Origin of the sequence: Planococcus sp. SSTMD024, assembly GCF_041320495.1 — a bacterium.
GTDB lineage: Bacteria > Bacillota > Bacilli > Bacillales_A > Planococcaceae > Planococcus.
This window is the reverse complement of record NZ_JBGGNS010000020.1, coordinates 178,892-203,810: the sequence shown is the minus strand read 5'-3', so window position 1 is coordinate 203,810 and position 24,919 is coordinate 178,892. Positions and strand designations below refer to the sequence as shown.

Genomic DNA, 24,919 nt, shown 5'->3' with positions numbered 1-24,919 from the left:
CCCTTAGCCGATATACTGCCCTGCCTGGTAAACCGTTTGTGCCAATTGACGTTTCGCTGCAACTGTGCCCCCGCGCTGCAGGCGGCTCAGTTCGGCTGTCGCCATCGCCGTCAAGCGCGCCAGTTCTTCTCCTTCTGTGATGCCCTGGATTAGTTGACGCACCGTCATCTCGGTTTCAAGCAAAGCATCATCGATGAACACTTGTGTCATTTCCACTTTACGCTGTGCTTTTTTCTCGTCCTGTTCGAGCGCTTGTACCGTCCGTGCGACCGCAGATTCAGCGGCATACAAGGTGATGGCGATATCTGCAAGCTTTAACAGCGCTTCTTGCTGCTCGCCGATTCCAGTGTCGTAGGATTTTGCAGCAAGACCGAGCGCGCTGAGGAACACGCGGCGCATCGCCCGAACAGCTTCCGTTTCACGGGCAAGCGTTCCGATATATGGCACTTCCGGCGTCTGCATTTCCTCAACAGCTTGGATCGCTGCCGCTTCCAGATCGAATGCGCCTTTTGCGGCAGCTTTTAATACATTGCCTGGAATGAGCAGGCGGTTGACTTCATTCGTGCCTTCGAAAATCCGGTTGATGCGTGAATCCCTGTATACTTGCTCGATTTTGTATTCTTGGATATAGCCGTAGCCGCCGAATAGCTGCAGGCTCTCATCCGCAACAACATCCAAGGTTTCAGAGCCGTATACTTTGCAGATGGCGCATTCGGCAGCATATTCCATCATTCGTTTGGCGATCAATCCGTGATCTTGCGACTCGTATAATCCGCCAAGGGCTTCTTCGAGATAGCCGGCGGTCCGGTATTGCAGCGATTCCAAAGCAAAAATGCGCACAGCCATCGCCGCCACTTTCTCTTTTGTCGCCGCAAACTCCGAAATCGCACGATTAAACTGCTTGCGCTCCTGCGTGTAGCCAAGTGCCAGCGACAAGCTAAACTTGGCAGCGCCCATGCAAGCGGAGCCCAAATTAAAGCGCCCGAGGTTCAGGACGTTCAATGCCACAAGATGGCCTTTTCCGACCTCGCCAAGCACATTTTCTATCGGCACTTCACAATCTTCGAAAATGACCGGGCGCGTCGATGATCCTTTGATGCCCATTTTCTTCTCTTCAGGCCCAAGCGATAAGCCGGGATGTTTCTTTTCGACGATAAATGCCGTGAACGCTTTGCCGTCGACTTTTGCATAGGTAATGAAAGTATCGGAAAACGCGGCGTTGGTGATGTACATCTTGCTGCCATTCAATATATAATGCGTCCCTTGTTCATTGAGCACCGCAGTCGTTTGGGCGGCTAGGGCATCCGAGCCCGCTTCCGGTTCCGTCAGGCAATACGCGCCGATAAATTCGCCACTTGCGAGTTTCGGCAAATAATATGCTTTCTGCTCCGGCGTCCCGAAGTACGTAATCGGCAAGGTCGCGATGCATGTATGGTTGGAATGCGCCACGCCGTAGCCGCCTGCCGGGCCCAGCGATTCACCGACCAACCCTTTGCTGATTTTATCGAGCCCGAGGCCGCCATATGCTTCCGGAATGCTGTGTGCAAGCAAGCCGAGTTCTCCCGCTTTGTGAAAGAGCTCCTGAACGAGTTCAAAATCCTGCCCTTCCAACCGTTCATTGTGGGGATGCACTTCTTTCTCCAAAAATTGCTTCGCTGTTTTCGCAATCATTTTATGTTCATCGGTAAACTGTTCAGGTGTAAAGATCGGACCCGCGGCTTTCATCAGGAAGTCAGCGCCCCGGTATACATTCGCCTCAGCTTTCATTGTCTCCGTCCCCTTTTTTGTTCAAATATGCACTGGATCGCGCAGCTTTTCTTCACTTACATGGCGTGCATGCCGCCGTCGACCATCACGACATCGCCTGTCACATAATCCGATGCTTTCGCTGCCAGGAATAAAGCAGCGCCTTTCAGGTCTTCGTCTGTACCGAAACGGTTCAACGGTGTTCTCGCAAGTAAGCCTTCCTCGCCATGCTTCATCACGTCTTTCGACATCTTCGTCGGGAAGAAGCCAGGCGCGATGGCGTTAACATTGATATTATGGTGCCCCCATTTCGCTGCCAAGTCTTTCGTGAAAGTGATGACCGCGCCTTTGCTTGTATTGTAGCCGATCGCATCCATCAATTTCGGGTCGATCCCTCCAAGGCCCGCGACCGAAGCGATGTTGATGACTTTGCCGCTGTTTTGAGGAATCATCACTTCTCCCACGGCTTGGCTCATGAGAAATGTTCCCGTGACATTAACCGCCATCACTTTATTCCATGCTTCAAGCGGCATCTCAGTTACCGGCGCTCCCCAGGAAGCCCCTGAATTGTTTACGAGAATGTCAATCGTCCCGAATGTCTCGACGGTCTTCTCGACAACGTTTTTGACGTCTTGCGGATTGGTGACATCGCATGCCAGTGCCAAGGTTTTCACGCCCTTCGCCTCGAGCTTCTCAGCGACTTCTTCGCACGCTTCCACTTTGCGCGAACACAACACGATATTTGCGCCGGCTTCTGCGAATCCTTCCGCGATCTGTGCGCCAAGCCCTCGGCCACCTCCCGTCACAATTGCTGTCTTGCCTGATAAATCGAATAAATCCATCACTGGCATATTGCTTCCCCCTTCATTATAAATACCGACTAGTCGGTATGTTCAGAATACTTAAACTTTATGTTACCGTTTTCACCAATAATATGCAATCGCCTTGCAATCCAAAAAAAGAGCCCAATCATGAATGTGGGCTCGGCTCAAAGCAACTCGATCTATTCATTTCCTGTAGCGCTCAGCAACGCGGCGAAACGCGGGAGGTCGACATTGCCGCCCGAGATCACCGCAACGATCGTTTGATCCGGCGCGCCTGCTTTACCCGACATGACGGCCGCTGCAGCAACTGCTCCGGAAGGCTCCACCAGCTGCTTTGTACGTACGGCGATATCACGCATCGCTTCGATGATTTCCTCTTCCTCCACCAGCACCAGTCCATCGAGCAGCTCGCTCAAAATCGGGAATGTCAGGTCTCCCGGCTGCGAGGTCCGCAAGCCGTCAGCAATTGTTGCGGTCGGGCCGATCGCTGTAATCTTCCCCCGCCCCAAAGATAAGGCCGTGTCACTCGCAAGCGCCGGTTCCGCCCCGATCACCAACACATCCGGACGTTTTGCTTTTACAGCCGTCAAGATGCCCGAAATCAACCCCCCGCCCCCGACAGGCACGACAATCGCATCAACATCCGTCATTTGTTCGATGATTTCCAAGCCGGCCGTCCCTTGCCCGGCGATGATGTCGCGATGGTCATACGGAGGGATATAGACGCCGCCCTGTTGTTTGGCGAGCGCCTTTGCGTGCGGTATCCGTTCCGCGGAAGTCGTGCCGCAATATTCTACTTGCCCGCCATACGCTTTGATCGCTGCGACTTTTGCCGGGCTAGCATCCGTCGGCACGACGATGACAGAAGAGATGCCGAGCTCGGCAGCCACATAAGCGACTGCTTGCCCGTGATTGCCGGACGAGGCGGCTGTCACGAGCGTTGCCCCGTCCGACGCTGCATTCGTCACCGCATTCGCCGCCCCGCGAATCTTGAACGACCCTGTCTTCTGCAAATGCTCCGCCTTAAAGAACACGCGGCGCCCCCATTTTTCCTGTAGCGACTGTGAATGTATGATCGGCGTTTTATGGATGATGTCTTGAATGCTATTTCTCGCCTGTTCCACCTCTTCAATTTTGGCCACTGGCCTCACTCCTTTTTTCGTCTAGCTTAACATAAGAGTGAATATTCAGTTACCTAAAAACGGGCGAAGCAAACGATCCGCGCATTCTCCATAATGTAAGAAAATGCGTTAAACTGGTAACACCGATTTGTATAAAGGAGGAGACGATATGCTCAAACGCTTAGTCATCACCGGCTATAAACCGCACGAGCTTGGCATATTCGACGATAAGCACGAAGGCGTCCGCTTTATCAAGAAAGCGCTCGAAAATCGACTGCGCACATTGGTCGACGAAGGGCTTGAATGGGTGATCCTGAGCGGCCAGCTCGGCGTCGAAACTTGGGCTGCTGAAGTGGTGATCGAACTGCAGGAGGAATTTCCGCAACTGCATTTTGCCATTCTCACGCCTTTCGAAGACCAGGAGAAAAACTGGAATGAAGCCAAACAGGAAAAATACGAATTTCTGTTATCCCAAGCCGATTTCCACCGCAGCCTGACGAATAAGCCTTATGAGGCACCGTGGCAATTTGTCGAAAAAAATAAGTTCTTTCTCAGAAATTCCGATGGCATCCTGCTCATTTACGACGAGGAAACGGAAGGTTCACCGAAGTTCATCAAACAAGAAGCCGAGCGCTATGCTGAGAAGAACGACTACGACATCCTCATCATCTCCGCCGACGACTTGCGCATCGTCGCGGAAGAGGAACAACAAAACGAATGGAACGGCTGGTAAACCGATGCCCCGCATATTTTGTGCAGGGCATTATTTCATATACCGTTCAGATAGAAACAATGAATTTCCCAAAATATATAATTATAGAATTTTTTATAAGCCAAGGGATGCGTTTGACTATTTATCCACCTTCCTATAACCTTAATAGTTATGTTAAAAAAACATCATAGGAGGAAACATGAACAAAGCAACCAAAGTTTTCTATATTGCATTCGCACTCGTCATTTTGACTGTCGGTTTTGGGGTTATCGCACCTGAAGTTTTCGAACAGGCGACAGGCACAATCCGCACTTATATCAATACAGCTTTCGGCTGGTATTACTTGATGATCATGGCGCTTCTTTTGATTTTCGTCATCGTCATCATTGTCAGCCCTTACGGCAAAATCCGCCTCGGCCGCGACTCGGATCGTCCGGAATTTTCCACCTTCACGTGGCTCGCCATGCTGTTCTCGGCCGGCATGGGCATCGGGCTCGTCTTTTACGGCGCTTCCGAACCGCTTTCGCATTTTGCCATACAGCCAGCGACGGCCGAAATCGGCACGGATGAAGCTTTTAAGGAAGCTTTGCAACGCACTTATTACCATTGGGGCATCCATGTATGGGCCATGTACGGAATGGTCGCGCTGTCCTTGGCGTTCTTCCAATTCCGCAAAGGGCAGCCGGCTCTGATCTCGACTACTTTGAAGCCATTGTTCGGCGACCGCATGGACGGACCGCTCGGCACCTTGGTGGATGTATTGGCGGTATTCGCAACCGTATTCGGCGTGGCCACATCGCTCGGTTTCGGCGCAGCGCAGATCAACGGCGGTATCGCTTATCTGTTCGGCGCCCCGCAGGAATATTGGGTACAGATGGTCATCATCGGTGTCGTTACTTTGCTGTTCATCATCTCGGCTTGGTCGGGACTGAACAAAGGGATCAAGTATCTGTCGAATACCAATATGGTGCTCGCCATTACTTTACTTGTCTTGATCCTCATTCTCGGGCCGACGATTTTGATCCTTAATCTCTTCACGGAAACTTTCGGGGCTTATGTCCAGAATTTGATTAGCTTAAGTTTCCAATCTGCGCCGCTGGATGCGGAAAATCGCAGCTGGCTTGATGGTTGGACGATCTTCTACTGGGCATGGTGGATTTCCTGGGCGCCATTCGTCAGTATGTTCATCGCTCGCGTTTCCAAAGGCCGGACGATCCGCGAGTTTTTGATCGGTGTTGTCCTGGCACCAACCATCTTCGGTTCGTTATGGTTCGGCGCTTTCGGAACCACTGCGATCGACATCCAAAAAAGCGGTGTCGACTTGACCGCCTTCCCGACCGAACAAACCTTGTTTGCGACATTCAGCCAATTGCCGCTCGGGATCATCATGTCGATTATCGCGATCTTGCTCGTCAGCACATTCTTCATCACATCTGCAGACTCGGCGACTTTCGTCCTCGGCATGCAATCGACAAAAGGCTCGTTGCTTCCGAGTAACCAGATCAAGATCCTCTGGGGCATCGCCCAGTCGCTCGTCGCTGCGATCCTGCTTTCTGTCGGCGGCTTGACAGCGGTGCAAAACACCATCATCATTGCGGCTTTGCCGTTTTCGTTCGTCATGATCCTGATGGTCATCGCGCTGTTCAAAGCTTTAAACACGGAACATCAATTGATGCAGCGCAAAAAATAAATTCCCGGCCGCCGTTAAAATAACGGCGGTTTTTTTTTAGCTTACCGCCGCACCCAAGGGGTATAGGGAAGTATGAATATCTTGGAGGTGCTCGCATTGGAAGAAGAAACGAAGAAAATTATCCAGGAGTCACTCGATGCTTTATACGAGAAACAGGAATTTCTTCCCGACCTGACAAATGGCGAACGGGCGCAAGCGTTCAAGTCCTTGAGCGCAATCATTTCCACGCCGAATAATATCCATAAATCGTTCTTGCGCGTCCCGCGGGAAGACGGCACAATCGAACGGATTCCCGCTTACCGGGTTCAGCATAACGATAGCCTCGGGCCCTATAAAGGCGGCATCCGCTTTTATGAAGGGGTCAACGAAGAAGAAGTCGTCAACTTGGCCTTTTTGATGACTTTGAAAAACGCTTTGCACCAAGTGCCTTTCGGGGGCGGCAAGGGCGGCATCGTCATCAACCCGCGCGATTACAGCGAAAAGGAATTGAATATCGTCTCGCGCAAATATGTCCGCTATTTTGCCGAGGTCATCGGCCCGGATAAAGATATCCCAGCACCCGATATGGGATCTGGTGAACGCGAAATGGACTGGATGATGGCGGAGTATAAAAAGATCCACCACGGCCAACCCTATCTCGGCAGTTTCACCGGGAAAAGTGTCGTCAACGGTGGTTCGCTCGGACGCCGGGAAGCGACCGGCAAAGGGGTCTATTTCACTTTCCGCTATTTGATCCATGATTATGTACTGGCGCATAAAGACCAACTGAAGAATTCAGGGAATCTATTTGCCCAGACCGCATTGGAGCATGCAGAACGCCCCTTGAAGATGGCCGTCCAAGGATTCGGAAACGTCGGTTCTGTCGCTGCGCTTGAAGCTTATCAATGCCGCTCCTTGAACAATCAAGTAATCGCCGTCAGCGACCGCAACGTCACGCTCTATAACGAAGATGGCCTCGATATCCCAAGTTTGATCGCTTACACTTCACGCAACCGGGGAGATTTGCCGAAAGATGCAACTCAACTTAGCCAGTCGGGCATAAAAGCAGAAATCCGGGGGCGCGATGAATTATTGACTTTGCCTGTCGATGTACTCTTTTTGGCTGCGCTCGAAGACCAGATCCACAAAGACAATATGGAACACATCCAAGCCAAGATCATCGTAGAAGGGGCAAACGCACCGACGACGCGTGTTGCCGATGAGTATTTGGACAATCAAGGGGTTATCATCATCCCGGACATCTTGGCCAATGCCGGCGGCGTCATCGTCTCGTATCTCGAATGGCTGCAAGGCCGCGAGACTCAATACCACGAAGAATCGGAAGTGTTCCGCCTGCTATTGGAGAAAATGCAGGAAACGATGGATACGATCCTCCCCCAATATTTCGGAGACCCATACCCACTCCGTGAAAATTGCTTTATCCATGCCGTGCAGCGCCTATCGACCGTGCTTCACAAACAAGGAAAGCTCTATTAAAAAGACAGCCCGCTAAAAAATCAGCGGGCTGTCTTTTTATTTTGGAAGGCGAATTTCCAGCAACTTTTTGCATGTCTGCGCCTCGTTCATTCATTTTCGGCTATGCGTTTTTCGTAGGAATGCCGGTAGGCCCCCCTGCGGAACTGAAGAATCGGGTCGTCCGTACAGCTGATGCCTGCCGTCATTACGGTCGGATCGTACAGCGCTTGTTCGGCTTTATCGTCGGGCGCTTCGATCACCAATTGCCCGAGGCAGATGCGTTCGCGGTCTTTCGGCCAATCGCGCGTCGGGTCGTCCGTCGGGTCGCCTGCTTCACCGATGATGGCATACAGCTTGAAAGACACTGGGCTTCGTGCGGTTCGCTCAGCCAACTCCTGTTCGTAATAGCCGAAAGGCACGTCTTTCATATCCTTTAAGGAACGTTTGTCTTGTCCAGCATCCGGCTCGAATAGGTATTTGACCGCTTGCCTTTTCCCTTTCTTCTCAAAATAGAAAGCATGGATGGAATGATACCTGCCCGTCGCGAAACTTTCCGGCACGGTCATTTTCTTCACGCTCGAGAACATCGCCCTCACTTCCGGAAAATCCGTCAGCAGCTCTGCCAGCTCCCCCAATTTTGGGCGGCCCTTTTGGAAAGACCTGGATACTTCGAGCATCTCCATGAAACGCTCCGGCGAGCGGGTGAAGAATACTGGTGATGTTACCGACACGATGTTCGTCACCTCCTCAGGCCCGATTTCGAATTGGACGGCCATTCCTTTGACCGGCGACATGGCGTCTGCCCAAGTGGGATCCGGCGAGAAATGGGAAAAGCGCACGAGCACCGGAACCGTTGCTTGTTGAAAATGCGCGGCATCGGTCAATTCGGCGGCTTCCCCGCTTCCTTCAAATACCCCTTTATACCCTGCCCCTCTTGCGTGCGCACGCCGGTAGCCTTTATGCTCGCCAAAAATCTCTTCGATTTGGCCGACTGCCTGTTGTTCTTTTCGATTGGCTTCCATGCCATCCCTCCTTCACTCTTTCATACCCCTTATGCATATAATTGAACAGAACGGGAATACCTTTTAAGTAGAATGCTTTTCAAAAAGGAGGAAATTGGAATGGACTTTCAACATCAAGACAACCGGATCGCCATGTTCGACGGCTCTGAGGAAGTCGGCTTTGTCAGCTACATCGAAAACGGCGACGTGCTGACGGTTGACCATACCGAAGTGGCGCCCAAGCTTAGCGGTCAGGGCATGGGCAAAGAACTGGTCGGCAAAATGGTCGAGCATGCAAGAAACGAAGGCAAATCAGTGGACCCGCAATGCCCATACGCAAAAAAAGTGATCGACCGCACCGAAGAATTCCAGGATGTCCTGGTGAAATAAAATAATAAGCAAATAAAAAAGACAACCATATGGCTGTCTTTTTTATTTGCGAGAAGCTTGGTTTTTCATTAACGGAAATCGCCGTCGGCTACGTTGTAGAGGTAGCTCCAGTTGTCCGCTTTGTGCAAGTCGTGGAACGTCAGCTTATCGCCTGTGCCGAGTGTCACTTCTTCGCCCATGATGGCGACGACCATGGCCGTTCCGGTGTTGTCCAGGTTCAAATAGACATCGCCGATTGACGGGCGGATCGAGCTTCTGTCGCGCAGATCGTCAGCAAGCTGTTTGTCCTGCTGCTGCTGTTCTTCCGACACTTTTCCTTTGTCGAAATACGCAATGTCGTTGCTGCCTTGCTCTTCTCCTGGAACCATCACGAAGAATTCTCTCGACTTGACCGTGTTTTGTCTTGTCGTAATGACGTTCTTGCCTTCGACCGTCTCGACTTTCTCGAACTCGTTCAAGGAATAATGATCCATATAGTCCGGATCCGGTTTGGCGATCAGGATATAGCCGCCTTCTTCTGCCGATACGTCTTCGCGCAATGTGTAGCGCTCCCCGAAGAACATGAACGAATCCATATGTTTCGGCTTGTAGAGCGATACTTCGTCAGCGCGGCTTGCTACTTGCTCCATGTCCTTGACACGGAACATCAAGACTGATTTTTTAGCGAGCGGCTTGACGGAATAAACTTTGTGCAATTCGTTGTTGTAGTAGACGAATTGGCCTTTACGTACTTGAAGTAATTTCATTCTTTCCCCTCCGATACTATCAGTGCTATGGACCATTTTAGAGCAAACAATGCAGGAAGTCCATGCAACTGAATGATTTATCTGCTATTGTGAAAACATCCCAAGATTCTGTAAAAGGAGTGACCCGCATGGAATACGAAAGCCGTGAAGAGTTCATCATCAAGAAATACCAGCAAGACGAAGAAACGATGGTGCGCGTGTTTGTCCAGTGGTGCGTCAACCATAAAATCGACCCGCTCGCACTTTATACAGCAGCATATCCCGGACAGGCTGAAAACCAGCTGCTGAAGACTGCAATGGAAGAAACCGAAGCGTTCGAATACGACATCGGCGGCGACGTCCTGCTCGAAGTGCTTCAATCATTCGGCAATGACGACCTGGCGTTTGAAGTCGCAAATGCCATGGAGAAATTGCCGCGCGAGGAATAGTTTAGCGGTGTCTTTTGCGCGCCAATTCTTTCGCCTTGTTTTCGATATGGGTCGTACGCAAGTTTTCCAGGCGGTTCGACGAGACACGGCTATAGACGCCGTCGAATTTCGACGCCGTTTTTAATTCCTTGCTTTCCACATCCGCCACATCTTCCGGTTCCGAAGGCGTCCGCTCTTCCACTTCCTTAGTTTCTTTATCCATCGCGAGTTCACTCCTTTCCGCAAACAAATCCCTTTTTTCAACCGTTCCCTTGAATGGCGGGAGGTAAACGTCCAGCTTCGGGCACGAAAAAAGAACGGCCGGATCTGCATCCGGCCGTTCTTTTGCTTGTTTATCTCCATTACTTCGCGAAAGTCGTGAGGGTTTGCCGCTGATGTTCCAAATACTTCGCCAGTTCCAGCATGCCGTGTTTGCCAGCCATAGCCTCCGCATCGGCATTGTAATTTGTGTTGGTGTTGACGTCGTAAGTGAACAACTCGCCATCCGCATCTTGGATAAATTCGATGCCTGCCACTTCGATGGCGTTCTCTTTCAGAAAGCGTTCGTACTTGGCGATAATTGGATTTTCAAAACCTTCGATGACCTGGAATTTCGGGCGTGTTTCCGATGCGCCGTCTGCCGGGCAGGAAATGTCTTCAAGACGGCAGGCATCGGCTGGGCATAATTCAAACCCTTCCGATGTATCCACGCGCACCGCGTAGAGGAATTTGCCGCCGACGAATTCACAGCGCGTGATGAACGGCTCGGGCGCTTGGATGTATTGCTGCAATAAAGTGATGCCGTCGACGGATTCGTCGAATTCGCCGCCGTCCACATATTCCTCCAGCGCTTCTAATGAATGAAACAACCGGACACCGAGTCCTTTCCCAGCGCGGTTATGTTTCGTGATAAACGATTCGCCTTCAAAAGCGGACGCCGCAGCAAGAAGCTGTTCTTTGCCGCTCACCGCAACTGTTTTCGGCGTCTTTATGCCCGCTGCATCAAGCGCCATGTACTGGTTCACTTTGCTCACTTCAAGCCGGAGTGCGCGGCTGCCATTGACGACGCGCCGGTTGTGGCGTTCGAGCCAGGCAATTTTCGCTTCGGCCATTTCAGGAGCAAACCGGTGCCCTCTCGTATGCGATGAAGCGCTCATCCGATTATAAAACACCCCTTGCGGAGGCTCATTCGTCAAATCGACCGATCCTGCATCGGTAAACCAATCTTCATAGGGCACCCCAAGTTCTTCCAAGCGCCGGAATAAATGGATCGTCCATTCTTCGTTTTCATGAATTACATAAACTTTCTCCGTCATTTGGGTTCCTCCTCAGAAATAGAGCTTTGAATACATTGAGCATACAGTATCCTTTTAATCCCTACAAGCCTTATAGACTTTAAAGAATAAACCGCATAAAAAAACGCCGGATGCCCCGGCGCCCATTTCAAGAAGTAAACGTCGAGGGCATCAAGACGGCAACCACTTCGCCGTTTGCGACTTTCACATCCCCCGCAAACACTTCCACGTCCACTTTGAATTTTTTAGGATGGAGCTTTTCCACTTTCCCTACCGCTTTTAAAGTCTTTCCTTGCGGTGTCGGTTTCAGGAAATCGACATGCAAGGAGCCGGTCACAAAACGGGGCGGTTCTTCCCCACTGCCAAGCTCATGCCCATTTTCGCGGTGAAGGGCGAGCGACGCTGAACCTGTGCCGTGGCAATCCACAAGCGACGCCAATAAGCCTCCGTAAACAAAACCTGGAATCGCCGTATGTTCTTTTCGCGGTTCATAGAAAGTCACGGTTTCCGCACCGTCCCATCCCGTGCGGAGATGAAGCCCATCTTCGTTTAGCCGGCCGCACCCGTAGCACCAGGCGAAATCTTTTCCATACTCATCTTGGATTGCATGTTTTACCGTTTCACTCAATCTCATCCACTCCTTTTGCTAAAGTCATCCTATGCTCTATTCCACATCATTTCGAAAGATGCCTGCCAAAAAACTTCCTGAATGCCAGAAGACATAGAAAAAGCATGACCCGATAAACTCAGGCCATGCTCTTCCTTACCTTATCCTCCGATTCGTCCTTGGAGGATTTTCGCACGCGGAAAATTTTATTCAATTCTTCTACAAACTTACATGTTGGCGAATCAAACTCCCGCCTATGCAGTTTAATGGCGCTGGCCGTCTTTGGATTTCTCACATGTACCTCTCAGTGATCAATAGACTTTGCAGCCAGGCGTTCAGTTGCACTTACACAAAAAACCTACCTGTTACTGTTGAAACTTCTTAGGCTGAACCATTTTCATCTGGTTCCCGACAAGAGCTATATCGCCAGTAAAGCAAATTTTCCGCCAAGGCTGTGCATATTCTCGTCAAAAGGCGATTCCGGTAAAAACCGCTCGTGTCTTCTGACGGTCATTCCGCCTTGTACTGATCTATACCCGCACTATTTATCGCTTAAACCTATTTTTCGTAATTTTCTTATTAATTTTAAAACTTTTTTACTTTTCTCGATTTGCACATTATACTTAGAATTAGTTCGAAATCCGGAATATAAGGGAGAGAAAATCATTGGTTAAAAGTTTACCGCCACGTTCAGAAATATCTATAGAAGAAACATGGAATTTAGAAAGTTTGATGGCAAGTCCCGAAGCGTTCGACGCCGCTTTAGAAGAACTTGACCAGGAAACAGCAGCCTATGCCGAGGAGTTCCAAGGCCAGATTACCGATGCCGAATCGGCTCTTGAAGCACTCAAGTCGTATCTGGCAATTGCCGAAAAACTGGTCGCTCCGGGCACTTATGCAAGCCTGTCCTACAGCACAGACCAAACCGATACGAAAGCCCAGATGCGCGCCGGAAAATACAGCGCCTTTTCCGCAAAGATCGGCAGCCGTCTCGCTTTTGTGACGAGCGAACTGCTGGAATTGCCGGAAGACACCCTCAAACAGGCGATGTCGCAGTCCAAAGAGTTTGAAGGCTATTTGAAGAAATTGCTGCGCAAAAAACCGCATCAATTGCATCCAGCTGCCGAAAAAGCATTGGCTTCCTACTCCTCTGTCTTCCAAGCGCCTTACGAGCTGTACAATACGACGAAAATGGTCGACATGGATTTTCCGGATTTTGAAGCCGGCGGCAAATCCCACCCACTCAGCTACGTATCGTTCGAAGGCGACTGGGAAGCGGAGACCGATACCGAACTGCGGCGCGCTGCGTTCAAGGCGTTTTCCGATAAGCTGCGCGATTACCAGCACACGACCGCTAAAACCTACGATATGCAATTGCAGACCGAGAAAACGACTGCCGATTTGCGCGGCTATGGGGACATTTTTGAGTACCTGCTGTTCAACCAGGAAGTCGACCGTGCGCTTTATGACCGCCAAATCGATTTGATTCAGACGGAACTGGCGCCGCATATGCGCAAATACGCACGATTGCTTCAAAAAGCGCACGGTTTGGACAAAATGACCTTTGCCGATTTGAAGATTTCCCTGGATCCCGAATACGACCCGGAAATCACGGTCGAGGAATCAAAACAGTATATCAATGATGCACTCGGCATCATGGGAACGGATTATTTGCATATGGTGGAACGGTCGTACGATGAACGTTGGATCGATTTTGCACAGAACAAAGGCAAGTCGACCGGAGCGTTCTGTGCAAGCCCCTACGGCGATCATCCGTATATCCTGATTTCCTGGACCGGCCGCATGAACGAAGTCTTTGTCCTCGCGCACGAACTGGGCCATGCAGGGCATTTCTATCACGCGAACCGCGAACAAAACCTGTTCAACGCGCGCCCTTCGCTGTACTTTATCGAAGCGCCTTCGACGATGAACGAGATGCTTGTGGCAAATCATTTGCTGAAGAATTCCGAAGACCCGAAGTTCAAGCGCTGGGTCATTTCATCGATTGTTGCGAGAACCTATTACCATAACTTTGTCACTCACTTGCTCGAAGCGGCCTACCAGCGCGAAGTGTACAAAAGAGTCGACGCCGGAGAAAATGTCAACGCCGGCACGCTTAATGCACTAAAACGCGGTGTGCTCGAAGATTTCTGGGGAGACGATGTGGAAGTCACCGAAGGCGCGGAATTGACGTGGATGCGCCAGCCGCATTATTATATGGGCCTTTACCCATACACTTACAGCGCCGGGCTGACCATCTCCACACAAGTGTCGAAGCGCATCTTGTCGGAAGGCCAGCCAGCCGTCGATGAATGGATTGGCGTATTGAACGCAGGCGGAACGAAAACCCCGGTGGAATTGTCCAAAATGGCCGGCGTCGACATTACGACCGAACAGCCACTCCGTGACACGATCGCCTATATCGGCGAATTGATCGACGAGCTCGAACGCTTGACCGAAGAAATCGAACAGCAAAATTGATACAAAACAGGCGGCATAAAGGATTTCCCTTTATGCCGCCTGTTTTTATTTCACGCGCATGAACCGAGTCATTACTTGTTCGATAATGATGGCGATGATGGTGCCTGAAATCAAGCCATTGGATAGAATGGCCGCGACAGCTGACGGCAGCCCGGCCATGCTTTCTGTCGGGATGAACATCAAACCGACACCTGTCATCAAGCCAAACGCCGCCACTTTATAAGATCGTTTGCGGTTCGGTTCCGCTTCAAGCTCGTTGAACGCCATCTCTACCATTTTGGAGAAAATCGCAAAGATAACAGCGTACGCGACCGGAGCCGGCAAGGAAGCGAGCACGGCCATCACTTGCGGAAACAAGCTGATTCCCGCAACAATGACCCCTCCGACGATGAACGGCCGGAGCCCTGGCGTCTTGGTCGCGCTGACAAACCCCGCTGCACCGGAGATCGGCACAGGGCCGACGGAAGAAAACAAGCCTGCAAGCAAGTGGTTCAAACCGGATGCAACAGAAGCTTGTTTCATGCGGTCTTCTGACTGGATGGAAAAAGCGTTTTTCAATAAACTCTCCATGACACGGACCGAAGCCATCATATTGGCGATGAGCAAGACGGTCAAAAAAAGCGTTGTGACAAGCATGCCCCCGTCAAAGACGAGCGGGCCAAAGACCAGCATGTCCGGAAATGTCATCCATGCCCCGTCAGTTTTGGGGATGCTCGGCGCTTTGCCGACCGCCCAAAACAGCAGCCAGCCAAAAGCAATCGACAGCAGCACGGAATAACGGCTGATGAACGCTGATCGGTGGACCATGAAATAAAAAGTAACCAGGATGACGGCAATTGCTGCCAGCAGCACCCGCACATCCAATAAATCCCCTTCCGACGCAATGCCGAACAAACCTTTCATGATCGATTCGCTGATCTGCAGCACGAGCAGCAGCAAATAGACAAAGGTGACCGTTGGGGTGAAAAACTGTTTCAGCTTATCGACCACTCCCGTCACTGCGAACACAATGAATAAAATACCGCTATAGAACAAGCCGCTTTGCAGCACTTGCAAGGATTCCTCGGCAGTTGAATATAAGACGCCGACAAGTCCGGCGTAGACGATAAACACGCCCCACCATAAGCCAGCCGGCCCTTCATTGATCGGCAAACGGTGGCCGATAAAGGCCTGGATCAGGCAGGCGATGCCGAGGACGAAAATAGTGCGCTGCAAGAACAGCGCGGTGTCGGCAGTGTCCATACCGAAAATGCTTGCGATGGCGATGGGAGCCGCAATGGATGACGCGATGAGAAAAATCGCCCATTGCAAGCCGCCCGCTAAATTTTTTGTCATGATGGCAACTCTTTTCATTTAAAGTATTGTTTCAGTATACACGCCCCACTAACTAGAAAAAGCCCTGAAGCGTCAGGGCTTTTTGGTCGGCGGGCCGTTTGTGTCTTTCGGCTCTTCCGGTGTATTCGGATTTGCTGACTTTTCTGTTGGGGCTTGTTCATCAGAATCTTTCCGCATCTCGCCGCGATCGTAAATGACTGGATAGCCTTGCTCGTTCAATTTTTTGACTTGCTTCCGTGATGCTTTCATCAAAAGGCGGACGATCAGGATCGATAGGATGAAAATAATGACGACCGAGATGATTCCCGGAATATATTCTGATTTATCTTCAGGAAAATAGAGAAAGTCCATAAAATTACTACCACCTTTAAACTTCAAGTTTCCCTAGTATTATACATGAAGCCGAGCGGCTGCTGTGGCCGGTCAGGTGAACATTTCATGGCAATCGGACAGCATTCGACACCGCTTGTTTCAGGATTTCGTAAGAACGCACCCGCTTGTCCTGGTCATAAACATAGGAAACGGCCATCAATTCATCGATTGGCAATTCACCGGCGAAACGGCCGATTTGTTCTCCCAACTGCTCGGCATTCCCCTTGAATGTATAACGCGCCATCGATTTGACCATCGCTTCTTCTGCATAGCTCCAGCGACCATCCAACGTCTCGACGGGCGGCATCAACGGGTTTTTCGTGCCGCGGACGACGTTCAAGTAAAACTGGTCACTCGATGTCGAAAGCTGCTCTGCTTCTTCCGCACTGTCCGCGCCAACCACATTGACGCAAGCAATGACGTACGGCTCTGCCAATTTATCGGAAGGCTCAAAGCGGCTGCGGTAAATGGCGACTGCCGACTCCAGCTGTTGAGGGGCGAAATGCGCCGCAAACGCATACGGCAATCCGAGTTTCGCCGCGAGCACCGCACTCGATGTGCTCGAGCCAAGAATGAATAACGGCACTTCCGTCTCCACACCCGGATAGGCTTTCACGGATTCCTGCGCCTCAAGCGGCCCCAGGTAGCGCTGCAATTCTTCCACATCTTCAGGAAATTGGAACGCGGTTTCCTGCGTTGTACGGCGAAGTGCGCGGGCGGTCTGCATATCCGTGCCTGGGGCGCGGCCAAGGCCGAGATTCACGCGTCCGGGATGCATCGTCTCGAGTGTGCCGAATTGTTCGGCAACGACGAGCGGCGTGTGGTTCGGCAGCATGATGCCCCCGGAGCCGACTTCGATCGTGTCGGTCGCTTCAAGCACTTTGGAAATGAGAATCGACGTCGCGGAACTCGCGAGCGTCGGTGTATTGTGATGCTCGGACAGCCAGAACCGTTTATAGTTTAACTTTTCGGCATGGCGCGCTAGGTTTTTCATATCTTCGAACGCTTGCGCCATCGGATAGCCTTGACGCACCGGCACCAGGTCCAAGATGGATACTGCAAGCTCTTTTGTTTGTTGTGTCATGTGTCAACTTCCTTTCATCCACTTCGGATGATATAAGGATAGGAGGAAATTCCTTCAAATTCAAACTATCTGCTCTGCCTATAATTGATAGCTTTTGCCAATTTCTGCGAAAGATACATCGCCGCTATAAGTTTTCTTCGCTTCCGTGAGGATTTCCGATAATTCCCCGTACTGCGGCAAATGGGTCAGCAGCAGCTGTTTGGCCGAAGCTTCTGAGGCGAGTTTCCCTGCCTGGCTGCCGCTCATATGCCCTTGGATAATGCCGAGGTATTTCTCGTATAAATTCGATTCTGCGATGAGCAGGTCAGCTGATTCGGCGAATGGCACAAGTCCATCTTTCCATGCCGTGTCTGCAGTGAAGACCGCTGTCCGCTTCCCATTCGTAAAGCGCATCGCCAGGCAGTAGACAGGATGATCCGTCTCGCAGAAGGTCACTCGAAATGGCCCGAGTTCAAGCGTGTCGCCTACCTCTATCGCACGCCCTTCCGTCACGCCTTTATAGGACAACGCAGCGAATCCCTCTTGGTCTTTGTCATGCGCATAGATCGGCAAAGGCACATCCCATTCCTTCAATTGCATCCCGACCATCGCGGCATGCTGCAAGACGCCGATATCCGCCACATGGTCTGGGTGGTAATGGCTGATGACGACCGCATCGATGTCTTTCAGCTTCGTATAGTTCTGCACCGCTGCGACCACCCCGCTGCCGCAGTCGAGCAGGCAGCGGTAGCCGTCCTGTTCGATCAAGTAAGCGCAGGTCGCTTCGTTTTTATTCGGGTAGCCGCCCCAAATCCCGATTGGCGTAATCTTCATTGTCCCCACTCCTCCAGTTTTTCCCCAGTATATCATTTCAATAGACGCCACGTAGTTTAAGAGTTTTGGCACGTGGTATATAGGAAGCAAGAAGAAAATATTGGAGGGATTCGTTTTGGTAATTAAACTATCAGTCGAAAACGCAGTACAAGCAAAAGCAGAAATTGAAAAGCTTGAGACGCAAGGGTTTACGCATGACGACATCTACATTTTCGCCCATGACCCGAAACGCACAAAAGACATCACAAAAGCGCTTGATACAGAGTCAGTCGGCATGAAAGAACAAGGCTTTCTCGACAGCATGAAAAACATGACTTCTTCCCGCGGCGATGAATTGCGCGCGAAACTGGAAGCGGCCGGTCTCACAAAACAAGAAGCAGACGAGTACGAAGAAGTGCTCGACACAGGCAAATTGGTCATTGTGGCCAATAAAGACCATTCATAATTGACCAAACCCCACGCGGCCTTATGCCACGTGGGGTTTTATCTTTTCGGCCTTCCCTTTCCAAAAAATGTTATACCACAAATATTAATTAGCTACCTAATCCTCCTTGAACAACTAGTAAAATACTCTTGTTTTCCCGAATAAGTTTGTGAAAACGTTTTAATTTTGCTATATTTGAAAAAGGTTAATTTTCAAATAAGTAAATTCGCACGCTTAACGAGGGGGAGCAAGATGTTTAAAAGTATTAAAATGGGAAGCGCCTTCATTGGGATCATTGTCGGTGCCGGTTTCGCTTCGGGACAGGAAATCCTGCAGTATTTTACCAGTTTTGGAATTATGGGGACCGTGGCGGCGGTAATCGCCACCGCATTTTTCGCTTATCTCGGGATGAGCTTGACGCGCCTTGGCAGCCGCATGCGCACCACCTCCCATAAAGAGGCCATTTTCGGCATCAGCGGCCGATTAATCGGCACCATCGTCGATTACATCATCATACTAACCTTGTTCGGCGTAGGCGTCGTCATGATTGCCGGAGCTGGATCGATTTTCTCACAGCAGTTTGGGTGGTCGGCCGTTCTTGGCAGCACCATCATGGCTGCTTTGATCATCTTGACGATCATGCTGAATGTCCAAAAAGTCATCAATATCATCGGGAGCATCACGCCGTTTCTGATTCTTTCAGTCATCGCGCTTGCTGCCTACAGCTTGGTGACGATGGACGGTTCGTTTTCGGCACTTGAATCCATAGCCAAAGAACAGGAATCCGCTGTTGGAAACTGGTGGCTGTCTGCCATCAACTACGTCTCCTTCAACATCGCGGTCGGCGCTTCGATGGCCATCGTTATGGGCGGTACCGAAAAAGATGAAAAAATCGCAGCACGCGGCGGGTTGATCGGCGGGCTTGGACTCGGTATCCTGATCATCTTGAGCCATTTGGCGATTTTCTCGAAAGTCGACGTCGTCGGCACGGCAGAAATGCCGATGCTGCAAATTGCGGATGATTTGTCGCCTGCACTTGGCGTCTTCATGTCGGTTATTTTGTTCGGCATGATCTACAACACCGGTGTCAGTATGCTGTTCTCCTTCTCCGCACGCTTCGTCGAAATGGGGACAGCGAAATTCCGCATCTTCGTCATCATCGTCGGAGTCGTTGCATACATCTTAAGCTTTGTCGGGTTCACGAAACTCGTCAGCATGTTCTATCCGATTGTCGGATACTTAGGTTTGTTCCTCGTCGGCGCATTGATCTACGCCGACATCAAAAAGCCGAAACGACAAGAAACACGCGCAGAAAAAATCAGACACCAAAGCACATGATTGTGCTTTGGTGTTTTTTTCATGGTACCGTTACTATAATGTTTTTCAGCAAACGGAACGGAGGAATAAATAATGAGCGAAACCATTCAATTGAACGGCCGCCAAATCGAAACGGACCAGCTTGAACTCCATCAATTAGAGGATGGCCGCAGACAACTTTTGTGCGATTTCAAGGTAACAAGCGAGGCTTACCATGACATCGCCGTACTGCTGTATGAAATGAATTTCCGCGTCGCCTTGCCGGCTAAAGGCTTGGAATTCGACGCTGCCATTTCCAATTACTTCACCGATACGACCAATCTCTATAAAGGCAATGAAGTCGCGGATTATCATTTGGAATTGACCGAACTTCCGTTCACTCAAAAATAAGCGCAAAAAAAAACGTATGGAGAAAAAGTCTCCATACGTTTTTTCATTTGCGTTTGAACCGGCTGCCTGCGCTTTTGCTGCGCAAACGCGCCATCAGCTCTTCAGCTTTTTCAGTGCGCTCATTCGTCTGCGCGAGATCCGCTTCGACGTCCACGACGAGCCCCGATTCGATGCTCAGCTTAAACCACATGCCCTGCCTGCTGCCCTCCGGCAAATAACGCAGCGGCACATGGAACTCGCGCCCGGCTTGTTCTGCGATGATGACGGCCACGCCGCCGTCTTCAAAACGATCCAATACCCCTCTCATCTGCTCACTCCCCTACACAGGCTAATCCCTGTTCTTTTAATCCAGCCAGTTTTCCTTTGCCGATGCCGTTGACGCGCGTTAAATCATCTAAGGTTTCAAACGGACGCTCATCGATGATCGCTTTTGCCAATGCTTCACCGATTCCCTTCAGCTCCGTCAGCTCCGCAGTAGAGGCTCCGTTGATGTCCACACAGCGATTGCTGCCTTCTTTCGCGACGCCTTCCCGTTCGGTTTCGACGCTGTATTCCTGGCCGTCCGTCTCGACAACGATGGTGCCATTGACATCAGTGCCGTACACTTCCGCCCCTTCGTTTTCTACAGACGCCAGCACTTCAGCATAAGGATGGCCATAAGGGTTATCAAGGCCTGCACTGTAAATCGCCACGTCAGGCTCGACTGCCTGCAAAAATTCCCGGCTCGTGGATGTATTGGAGCCATGATGGCCCATCAGTAAAATATCCGCTTCGAGCGGCAAGCCGCTAGAAACCATTTCCTGCTCTGCCTGGATATCGGCGTCACCCGTAAAGATGAATGCGGTCTCCCCGTAGCTGATCCGGAATGACAGCGAATCGCTATTTGTATCGCCGCTCAATTCTTCGGGGTGGAGCACTTCAACTTCCAGCGAACCGATCTCGTATTCGCCCCCGCGCCGCGGTTCTTCATATGGAATTTCGGCTTCATCGACCGCTTCCAGCGTCCGGATAAATGTATTGGAAGAACTCGTGTTGCCTGACATCCACACCTCCCCGACTTCATAAGTTTCGATGACGCGCGCCAATTGGCCGATGTGGTCGGCATCCGGATGGGTGCCGACAGCGATATCGATTTTTTCGACTTGCAGTTTATCCAAATACACCAGCACATCACTGGCGTTCCAATCGCCCGCATCAATCAGCATCGAATAGCCGTCCCATTCCAGATAGGCAGCGGACCCTTGGCCGACGTCGATATAATGGACAGCAAGCCCGCCTGGCTGTTCTGGCGTTGCTTGTTGTCCCGGCTGTTCCGGTTCCGCCGGTTTCGGGTTAGCCGGTTCACCGAGCGGGACACAACCCGCTAACCCCAGCAGCAAAACGGCGAGCCACAGTAGCTTTTTCATGTTTTCCACCTCTTAGCCGAATTTTACCACAGCTCACGGAAAACACGGCAATTCCATATAAAAAAGCACGGGAGGCCCCGTGCTTTCATGTCGACATATAGTCGCCGCCGTTCATATGCAAGAATTGCCCAGTCATATAGGAATTTTGCGGATCCGCTAAAAACACGTACGCTTTCACGAGTTCGTACGGCTGTCCAGGACGCCCCGCCGGCACATCTTCGCCGAAATCAGATCCGACGTCCGGATTCAAATCCCCGAAGGTTTTCGTGATGAGCGGCGTCCAGATCGGGCCTGGCGCGATGCCATTGACCGCAATTTCCTCACGGACGAGCCGCCTTGCCAAGGAGCGTGTCATGGCGACCATCGCCCCGTTTGCACCCGAATAATCGATGAGATCCGAATGGCCCCGGTAAGCATTGATGGAAGCGGTGTTGATGATGCGCGAACCCTTTTTTAAATGAGGCAACGCCGCGCGCACTAAATAAAACATCGCAAACGCCTTAATCTCGAAAGTTTTCAACATTTGCTCATCGCTGATATCGAGCGGCGAAGTTTGCGGATATTGGAACCCGGCGTTGTTGACAACAATGTCCAACGCGCCGAACTCTTCGAGCGCAAAGTTCACGAGTGCATCGCAATTTTCGGATTTCCCGAGATCCCCATCCAAAGAACGGGCTACGCCGCCATAAGATCGGATGATTTCCAAGGTTTTTTCGGCGCCTTCGTCGTCATCGAGATAACCGATGACCACACGCGCCCCTTCTTTTGCATAGGCGATCGCGACCGCCTGCCCGATGCCGCTGCTTGCACCGGTGACAATCGCCACTTTGTCTTCCAAAGCACCGCTCGCTTTGTAATCAGCCAGATCGGTATTATCGAAACTTGCTTGTGCCATTGCTCATCCTCCTGCCGGTTTCAGTTAGTCGGAACTTTCGACAATCCCCAGACTTCTTCCGAATACTGCTGGATCGTCCGGTCACTTGAGAAAATGCCGGAAGCAGCGATATTCCTCACACACATGCTCGCCCATGTAACAGGATGGGCATATGCATCCAGCACCTGGGCATGTGTCCGGGCGTAATCCCGCAAGTCTTTCAAGACAAAAAATGGATCCCCGTCCGTTGTTAATTGCCGCACGATAAAATCGGAATTATGCGGACCGTCCGTCCATTCCCCGCGCGCCAGTTCTTCAATCGCCTCACGGATAGACGGGTCTTGTTCGATGATGTCTTTCGGGTTATAGCTTCCGTCGTGTTCGAAACGCATAACTTCTTCTGAACTCATGCCGAAGACAAAGGCATTTTGTTCGCCGACGGCATCGAATATTTCCACATTTGCGCCATCATCGGTCCCGATGGTCAATGCACCGTTCATCATGAATTTCATGTTGCCGGTTCCTGACGCTTCTTTCGAGGCAGTGGAAATCTGCTCGCTGATGTCCGCTGCCGGAATCAGGAATTCCGCATGGCTGACATCATAATCCTCCACAAACACAACGTGCAGGTGGCGTCTTGTGACCGGATCATTATTGACTCGGTGTGCCACCGTATTGATCAGCTTGATGACTTGTTTAGCAAAATGGTAGCTTGGGGCGGATTTCCCACCGAACAGGAAGGTCCTTGGATACGGCCGATAATCCGGATCGCTTTTGATGCGCTTGTATAATTGCTGAACGTGTAAAATGTTCATCAACTGGCGCTTATAACCGTGGATTCGTTTGATGTGGATATCAAAGATCGAATCGGGGTCAACGATGGTATTGTGTTCTCGCTCGAGGTGGTGGATCAAATGCTCTTTTTTCAGCCTTTTGATGGCCTGTAAAGCCTCTAGAAACGGCCGGCTTTCTGCCAAATACCCAAGTTCACTCAATTGTTCGGGCCGCTGGATCCACTCAGGACCGATGTGTTCGGTAATGAGTGCACTCAATTCCGGATTTGCCGCAAGCAGCCAGCGGCGATGAGTTATGCCGTTGGTTTTGTTGTGGAATTTATGCGGGAAGTATTCATTCAGTTCTTTCATTTCGCGTTTCTTGAGGATTTCCGTATGGAGCTTTGCCACCCCGTTCACTTTATAGCTGCCCACGACGGCCAAGACGGCCATTTTCACAACGCCCCCATCGATGATCGACAGCTTGTGTACGGCCTGTTCATCCAGTTCCTTCGATTCCCATTCGGCCCTGAAGCGCCGGTCGATTTCTTCGATGATCTGGTAAACGCGCGGCAATAGCTGGCGCAGCAGGCGGCTTTCCCATTTTTCCATCGCTTCTTCCAAAATCGTGTGATTCGTATAGGAAATGGTCCGCGTCGTCAGCGACCAAGCTGTATCCCAATCCAGCTCATAGTCATCCATCAGTATCCGCATCAATTCCGGAACCGATAAAGCGGGGTGCGTGTCGTTGATTTGAATCGCCACTTTTTCAGGCAATTCTTCGATAGCGAAGTTGCGCGTCGAAAGGATCGTGCGGATGGAAGCGCTGCACAAGAAGTATTGCTGTTTCAACCGCAACAGTTTTCCGCTATCGAGTGCATCATCCGGATAAAGCCGGTCGGATATTTTGGCCGTCTCGAGTTCATTCACCAAATACCCGAGCCCATAAGGAAGCGGACGGTCGGACGTTTCCGCCTGCCAGAGCCTGAGCGTGTTGATCGTCCCGCCCTCTGCCCCGACAATCGGCATGTCATACGGCACGGCCTTGACCCATACCGCATTTTCCAGTTCCGTCCGGACGCCTTGATCTTCAACAGTCATGCTGGCTTCCCCATAAAACGGGATATCGAGCGCGAGGTCCTCACGGCGCACTTCGAGACTTTGTCCTTCTTTAATCCAATCAGTCGGCAATTCCACCTGGAAGCCTTTGATGAAATGCTGGGTGAACAAACCGCCGCGGTAGCGGATCCCGCAGCCGTGCCCTGGCAAGCCAAGCGAAGCGAGTGAATCCAGGAAACATGCCGCCAAACGCCCGAGCCCCCCGTTTCCAAGTCCCGGTTCCTGTTCAAGCTCTTCGATTTCCGATAGTTGATAGCCGAGTTCGCCAAGCGCTTCTTCTACCAGATCGTAAGCACCCAAATTGTGCAGGTTCTGCCCAAGCAAACGGCCCAACAGGAATTCGATCGACAAGTAGTACAATTGCTTATCGCCGCTGTCCCGGTTGGCGGCCTGCTGCTTGTCCCATTCCAGCATGACTTCTTCGCACACCATCTTGCCTAACACGTTATAGGCTGTGCCTTCTGTTTTATCCCCATTTTCCAATGCTAATCGCCGGTTGAATTCTTCCTTGAATTGCTCCTTGGAGTAAAACATCCT

Annotated in this window: 25 protein-coding genes; 9 read left to right on the top strand and 16 right to left on the bottom strand. The window is 51.1% G+C overall.

Annotated features, from left to right (window positions below):
* Positions 1-3 precede the first annotated feature (3 nt).
* From AB9R92_RS06855 to AB9R92_RS06845, 3 genes are all read right to left on the bottom strand, one after another.
* Entirely contained in the window at positions 4-1,767 is a 1,764-nt protein-coding gene (locus AB9R92_RS06855) for an acyl-CoA dehydrogenase family protein (protein WP_370668716.1), read from the bottom strand.
* Between the two features lie 56 nt (positions 1,768-1,823).
* Positions 1,824-2,597 (bottom strand): SDR family oxidoreductase, encoded by a 774-nt coding sequence (locus tag AB9R92_RS06850; RefSeq protein ID WP_370668715.1) that lies wholly within the window; start codon positions 2,595-2,597, stop codon positions 1,824-1,826.
* A gap of 152 nt (positions 2,598-2,749) precedes the next feature.
* Positions 2,750-3,712, bottom strand: coding sequence for a threonine ammonia-lyase (locus tag AB9R92_RS06845; RefSeq protein ID WP_370668714.1), 963 nt, complete (start codon positions 3,710-3,712; stop codon positions 2,750-2,752).
* 148 nt (positions 3,713-3,860) lie between these two features.
* Between AB9R92_RS06845 and AB9R92_RS06840 the strand changes: the two genes are divergently transcribed.
* The 3 genes from AB9R92_RS06840 to AB9R92_RS06830 all read left to right on the top strand — a co-directional run bounded on the left by AB9R92_RS06840 (position 3,861) and on the right by AB9R92_RS06830 (position 7,569).
* Complete coding sequence (locus AB9R92_RS06840; RefSeq protein WP_370668712.1) at positions 3,861-4,424, top strand: SLOG family protein; 564 nt, start codon at positions 3,861-3,863, stop codon at positions 4,422-4,424.
* Between the two features lie 178 nt (positions 4,425-4,602).
* Complete coding sequence (locus tag AB9R92_RS06835) at positions 4,603-6,093, top strand: glycine betaine uptake BCCT transporter (protein ID WP_370668711.1); 1,491 nt, start codon at positions 4,603-4,605, stop codon at positions 6,091-6,093.
* Between the two features lie 72 nt (positions 6,094-6,165).
* On the top strand, positions 6,166-7,569 hold the full coding sequence (locus AB9R92_RS06830) for a Glu/Leu/Phe/Val family dehydrogenase (RefSeq protein ID WP_370668710.1): 1,404 nt from the start codon (positions 6,166-6,168) through the stop codon (positions 7,567-7,569).
* Between the two features lie 86 nt (positions 7,570-7,655).
* Here the strand turns inward: AB9R92_RS06830 and AB9R92_RS06825 are convergent, their stop codons facing one another.
* Entirely contained in the window at positions 7,656-8,570 is a 915-nt protein-coding gene (locus AB9R92_RS06825; protein ID WP_370668709.1) for a catalase family peroxidase, read from the bottom strand.
* Positions 8,571-8,669: 99 nt separating this feature from the next.
* Between AB9R92_RS06825 and AB9R92_RS06820 the strand changes: the two genes are divergently transcribed.
* Complete coding sequence (locus AB9R92_RS06820) at positions 8,670-8,939, top strand: GNAT family N-acetyltransferase (protein ID WP_370668708.1); 270 nt, start codon at positions 8,670-8,672, stop codon at positions 8,937-8,939.
* A gap of 68 nt (positions 8,940-9,007) precedes the next feature.
* Here the strand turns inward: AB9R92_RS06820 and AB9R92_RS06815 are convergent, their stop codons facing one another.
* Positions 9,008-9,685 carry a hypothetical protein gene (locus tag AB9R92_RS06815; RefSeq protein WP_370668707.1) on the bottom strand — a complete coding sequence of 226 codons (678 nt, stop codon included), beginning with the start codon at positions 9,683-9,685 and terminating at the stop codon, positions 9,008-9,010.
* A 128-nt stretch (positions 9,686-9,813) separates the two neighbouring features.
* On the opposite strand from AB9R92_RS06815, the gene AB9R92_RS06810 reads away from it, so the two are divergent.
* A complete protein-coding gene (locus AB9R92_RS06810; RefSeq protein ID WP_370668706.1) occupies positions 9,814-10,113 on the top strand; it encodes a hypothetical protein in 300 nt (99 codons plus the stop codon).
* A gap of 1 nt (position 10,114) precedes the next feature.
* Here AB9R92_RS06810 and AB9R92_RS06805 read toward each other — a convergent pair whose 3' ends face one another.
* From AB9R92_RS06805 to AB9R92_RS06795, 3 genes are all read right to left on the bottom strand, one after another.
* Positions 10,115-10,315, bottom strand: coding sequence for a hypothetical protein (locus AB9R92_RS06805; RefSeq protein ID WP_370668705.1), 201 nt, complete (start codon positions 10,313-10,315; stop codon positions 10,115-10,117).
* A 139-nt stretch (positions 10,316-10,454) separates the two neighbouring features.
* Complete coding sequence (locus AB9R92_RS06800) at positions 10,455-11,408, bottom strand: ATP-grasp domain-containing protein (RefSeq protein WP_370668704.1); 954 nt, start codon at positions 11,406-11,408, stop codon at positions 10,455-10,457.
* Positions 11,409-11,535: 127 nt separating this feature from the next.
* Positions 11,536-12,015 carry a PaaI family thioesterase gene (locus AB9R92_RS06795; protein WP_370668703.1) on the bottom strand — a complete coding sequence of 160 codons (480 nt, stop codon included), beginning with the start codon at positions 12,013-12,015 and terminating at the stop codon, positions 11,536-11,538.
* A 645-nt stretch (positions 12,016-12,660) separates the two neighbouring features.
* Between AB9R92_RS06795 and pepF the strand changes: the two genes are divergently transcribed.
* The gene (gene pepF / locus AB9R92_RS06790; protein ID WP_370668702.1) at positions 12,661-14,475 is read left to right on the top strand and encodes an oligoendopeptidase F; all 1,815 of its coding nucleotides are present in this window, start codon (positions 12,661-12,663) and stop codon (positions 14,473-14,475) included.
* A 45-nt stretch (positions 14,476-14,520) separates the two neighbouring features.
* On the opposite strand, the gene AB9R92_RS06785 is transcribed toward pepF, so the two are convergent.
* From AB9R92_RS06785 to AB9R92_RS06770, 4 genes are all read right to left on the bottom strand, one after another.
* On the bottom strand, positions 14,521-15,810 hold the full coding sequence (locus AB9R92_RS06785) for a purine/pyrimidine permease (protein ID WP_370668701.1): 1,290 nt from the start codon (positions 15,808-15,810) through the stop codon (positions 14,521-14,523).
* A 72-nt stretch (positions 15,811-15,882) separates the two neighbouring features.
* Complete coding sequence (locus tag AB9R92_RS06780; RefSeq protein WP_370668700.1) at positions 15,883-16,161, bottom strand: hypothetical protein; 279 nt, start codon at positions 16,159-16,161, stop codon at positions 15,883-15,885.
* A gap of 85 nt (positions 16,162-16,246) precedes the next feature.
* Positions 16,247-17,266 (bottom strand): LLM class flavin-dependent oxidoreductase, encoded by a 1,020-nt coding sequence (locus tag AB9R92_RS06775; protein ID WP_370668699.1) that lies wholly within the window; start codon positions 17,264-17,266, stop codon positions 16,247-16,249.
* Between the two features lie 78 nt (positions 17,267-17,344).
* Positions 17,345-18,079, bottom strand: a complete 735-nt coding sequence (locus AB9R92_RS06770) for an MBL fold metallo-hydrolase (RefSeq protein ID WP_370668698.1) — start codon at positions 18,077-18,079, stop codon at positions 17,345-17,347.
* 115 nt (positions 18,080-18,194) lie between these two features.
* On the opposite strand from AB9R92_RS06770, the gene AB9R92_RS06765 reads away from it, so the two are divergent.
* The 3 genes from AB9R92_RS06765 to AB9R92_RS06755 all read left to right on the top strand — a co-directional run bounded on the left by AB9R92_RS06765 (position 18,195) and on the right by AB9R92_RS06755 (position 20,210).
* Positions 18,195-18,524, top strand: a complete 330-nt coding sequence (locus AB9R92_RS06765) for a YflT domain-containing protein (RefSeq protein WP_370668697.1) — start codon at positions 18,195-18,197, stop codon at positions 18,522-18,524.
* 231 nt (positions 18,525-18,755) lie between these two features.
* A complete protein-coding gene (locus AB9R92_RS06760; RefSeq protein WP_370668696.1) occupies positions 18,756-19,841 on the top strand; it encodes a YkvI family membrane protein in 1,086 nt (361 codons plus the stop codon).
* Positions 19,842-19,913: 72 nt separating this feature from the next.
* Complete coding sequence (locus tag AB9R92_RS06755; protein WP_370668695.1) at positions 19,914-20,210, top strand: DUF3219 family protein; 297 nt, start codon at positions 19,914-19,916, stop codon at positions 20,208-20,210.
* 43 nt (positions 20,211-20,253) lie between these two features.
* On the opposite strand, the gene AB9R92_RS06750 is transcribed toward AB9R92_RS06755, so the two are convergent.
* From AB9R92_RS06750 to glgP, 4 genes are all read right to left on the bottom strand, one after another.
* Positions 20,254-20,517 (bottom strand): DUF3006 domain-containing protein, encoded by a 264-nt coding sequence (locus AB9R92_RS06750; protein ID WP_370668694.1) that lies wholly within the window; start codon positions 20,515-20,517, stop codon positions 20,254-20,256.
* A 4-nt stretch (positions 20,518-20,521) separates the two neighbouring features.
* Positions 20,522-21,616 (bottom strand): MBL fold metallo-hydrolase, encoded by a 1,095-nt coding sequence (locus AB9R92_RS06745; RefSeq protein WP_370668693.1) that lies wholly within the window; start codon positions 21,614-21,616, stop codon positions 20,522-20,524.
* Between the two features lie 85 nt (positions 21,617-21,701).
* Positions 21,702-22,511: an SDR family oxidoreductase gene (locus AB9R92_RS06740; protein WP_370668692.1), complete on the bottom strand. Its 810-nt coding sequence runs from the start codon at positions 22,509-22,511 to the stop codon at positions 21,702-21,704.
* Between the two features lie 20 nt (positions 22,512-22,531).
* Positions 22,532-24,916, bottom strand: a complete 2,385-nt coding sequence (gene glgP, locus AB9R92_RS06735) for a glycogen/starch/alpha-glucan family phosphorylase (protein WP_370668691.1) — start codon at positions 24,914-24,916, stop codon at positions 22,532-22,534.
* Positions 24,917-24,919: the final 3 nt, after the last annotated feature.

Excerpts from the sequence above, each read along its gene's own strand:
- AB9R92_RS06855 (WP_370668716.1), bottom strand. The coding sequence starts at position 1,767 with ATGAAAGCTGAGGCGAATGTATACCGGGGCGCTGACTTCCTGATGAAA.
- AB9R92_RS06755 (WP_370668695.1), top strand. The coding sequence starts at position 19,914 with ATGAGCGAAACCATTCAATTGAACGGCCGCCAAATCGAAACGGACCAG.
- AB9R92_RS06810 (WP_370668706.1), top strand. The coding sequence starts at position 9,814 with ATGGAATACGAAAGCCGTGAAGAGTTCATCATCAAGAAATACCAGCAA.
- AB9R92_RS06815 (WP_370668707.1), bottom strand. The coding sequence starts at position 9,685 with ATGAAATTACTTCAAGTACGTAAAGGCCAATTCGTCTACTACAACAAC.
- AB9R92_RS06780 (WP_370668700.1), bottom strand. The coding sequence starts at position 16,161 with ATGGACTTTCTCTATTTTCCTGAAGATAAATCAGAATATATTCCGGGA.
- AB9R92_RS06825 (WP_370668709.1), bottom strand. The coding sequence starts at position 8,570 with ATGGAAGCCAATCGAAAAGAACAACAGGCAGTCGGCCAAATCGAAGAG.
- AB9R92_RS06820 (WP_370668708.1), top strand. The coding sequence starts at position 8,670 with ATGGACTTTCAACATCAAGACAACCGGATCGCCATGTTCGACGGCTCT.
- AB9R92_RS06805 (WP_370668705.1), bottom strand. The coding sequence starts at position 10,315 with ATGGATAAAGAAACTAAGGAAGTGGAAGAGCGGACGCCTTCGGAACCG.
- AB9R92_RS06745 (WP_370668693.1), bottom strand. The coding sequence starts at position 21,616 with ATGAAAAAGCTACTGTGGCTCGCCGTTTTGCTGCTGGGGTTAGCGGGT.
- AB9R92_RS06830 (WP_370668710.1), top strand. The coding sequence starts at position 6,166 with ATGAATATCTTGGAGGTGCTCGCATTGGAAGAAGAAACGAAGAAAATT.
- glgP (WP_370668691.1), bottom strand. The coding sequence starts at position 24,916 with ATGTTTTACTCCAAGGAGCAATTCAAGGAAGAATTCAACCGGCGATTA.
- AB9R92_RS06775 (WP_370668699.1), bottom strand. The coding sequence starts at position 17,266 with ATGACACAACAAACAAAAGAGCTTGCAGTATCCATCTTGGACCTGGTG.
- AB9R92_RS06800 (WP_370668704.1), bottom strand. The coding sequence starts at position 11,408 with ATGACGGAGAAAGTTTATGTAATTCATGAAAACGAAGAATGGACGATC.
- AB9R92_RS06750 (WP_370668694.1), bottom strand. The coding sequence starts at position 20,517 with ATGAGAGGGGTATTGGATCGTTTTGAAGACGGCGGCGTGGCCGTCATC.
- AB9R92_RS06740 (WP_370668692.1), bottom strand. The coding sequence starts at position 22,511 with ATGGCACAAGCAAGTTTCGATAATACCGATCTGGCTGATTACAAAGCG.
- AB9R92_RS06785 (WP_370668701.1), bottom strand. The coding sequence starts at position 15,810 with ATGACAAAAAATTTAGCGGGCGGCTTGCAATGGGCGATTTTTCTCATC.
- AB9R92_RS06770 (WP_370668698.1), bottom strand. The coding sequence starts at position 18,079 with ATGAAGATTACGCCAATCGGGATTTGGGGCGGCTACCCGAATAAAAAC.
- AB9R92_RS06835 (WP_370668711.1), top strand. The coding sequence starts at position 4,603 with ATGAACAAAGCAACCAAAGTTTTCTATATTGCATTCGCACTCGTCATT.
- AB9R92_RS06840 (WP_370668712.1), top strand. The coding sequence starts at position 3,861 with ATGCTCAAACGCTTAGTCATCACCGGCTATAAACCGCACGAGCTTGGC.
- AB9R92_RS06850 (WP_370668715.1), bottom strand. The coding sequence starts at position 2,597 with ATGCCAGTGATGGATTTATTCGATTTATCAGGCAAGACAGCAATTGTG.
- AB9R92_RS06760 (WP_370668696.1), top strand. The coding sequence starts at position 18,756 with ATGTTTAAAAGTATTAAAATGGGAAGCGCCTTCATTGGGATCATTGTC.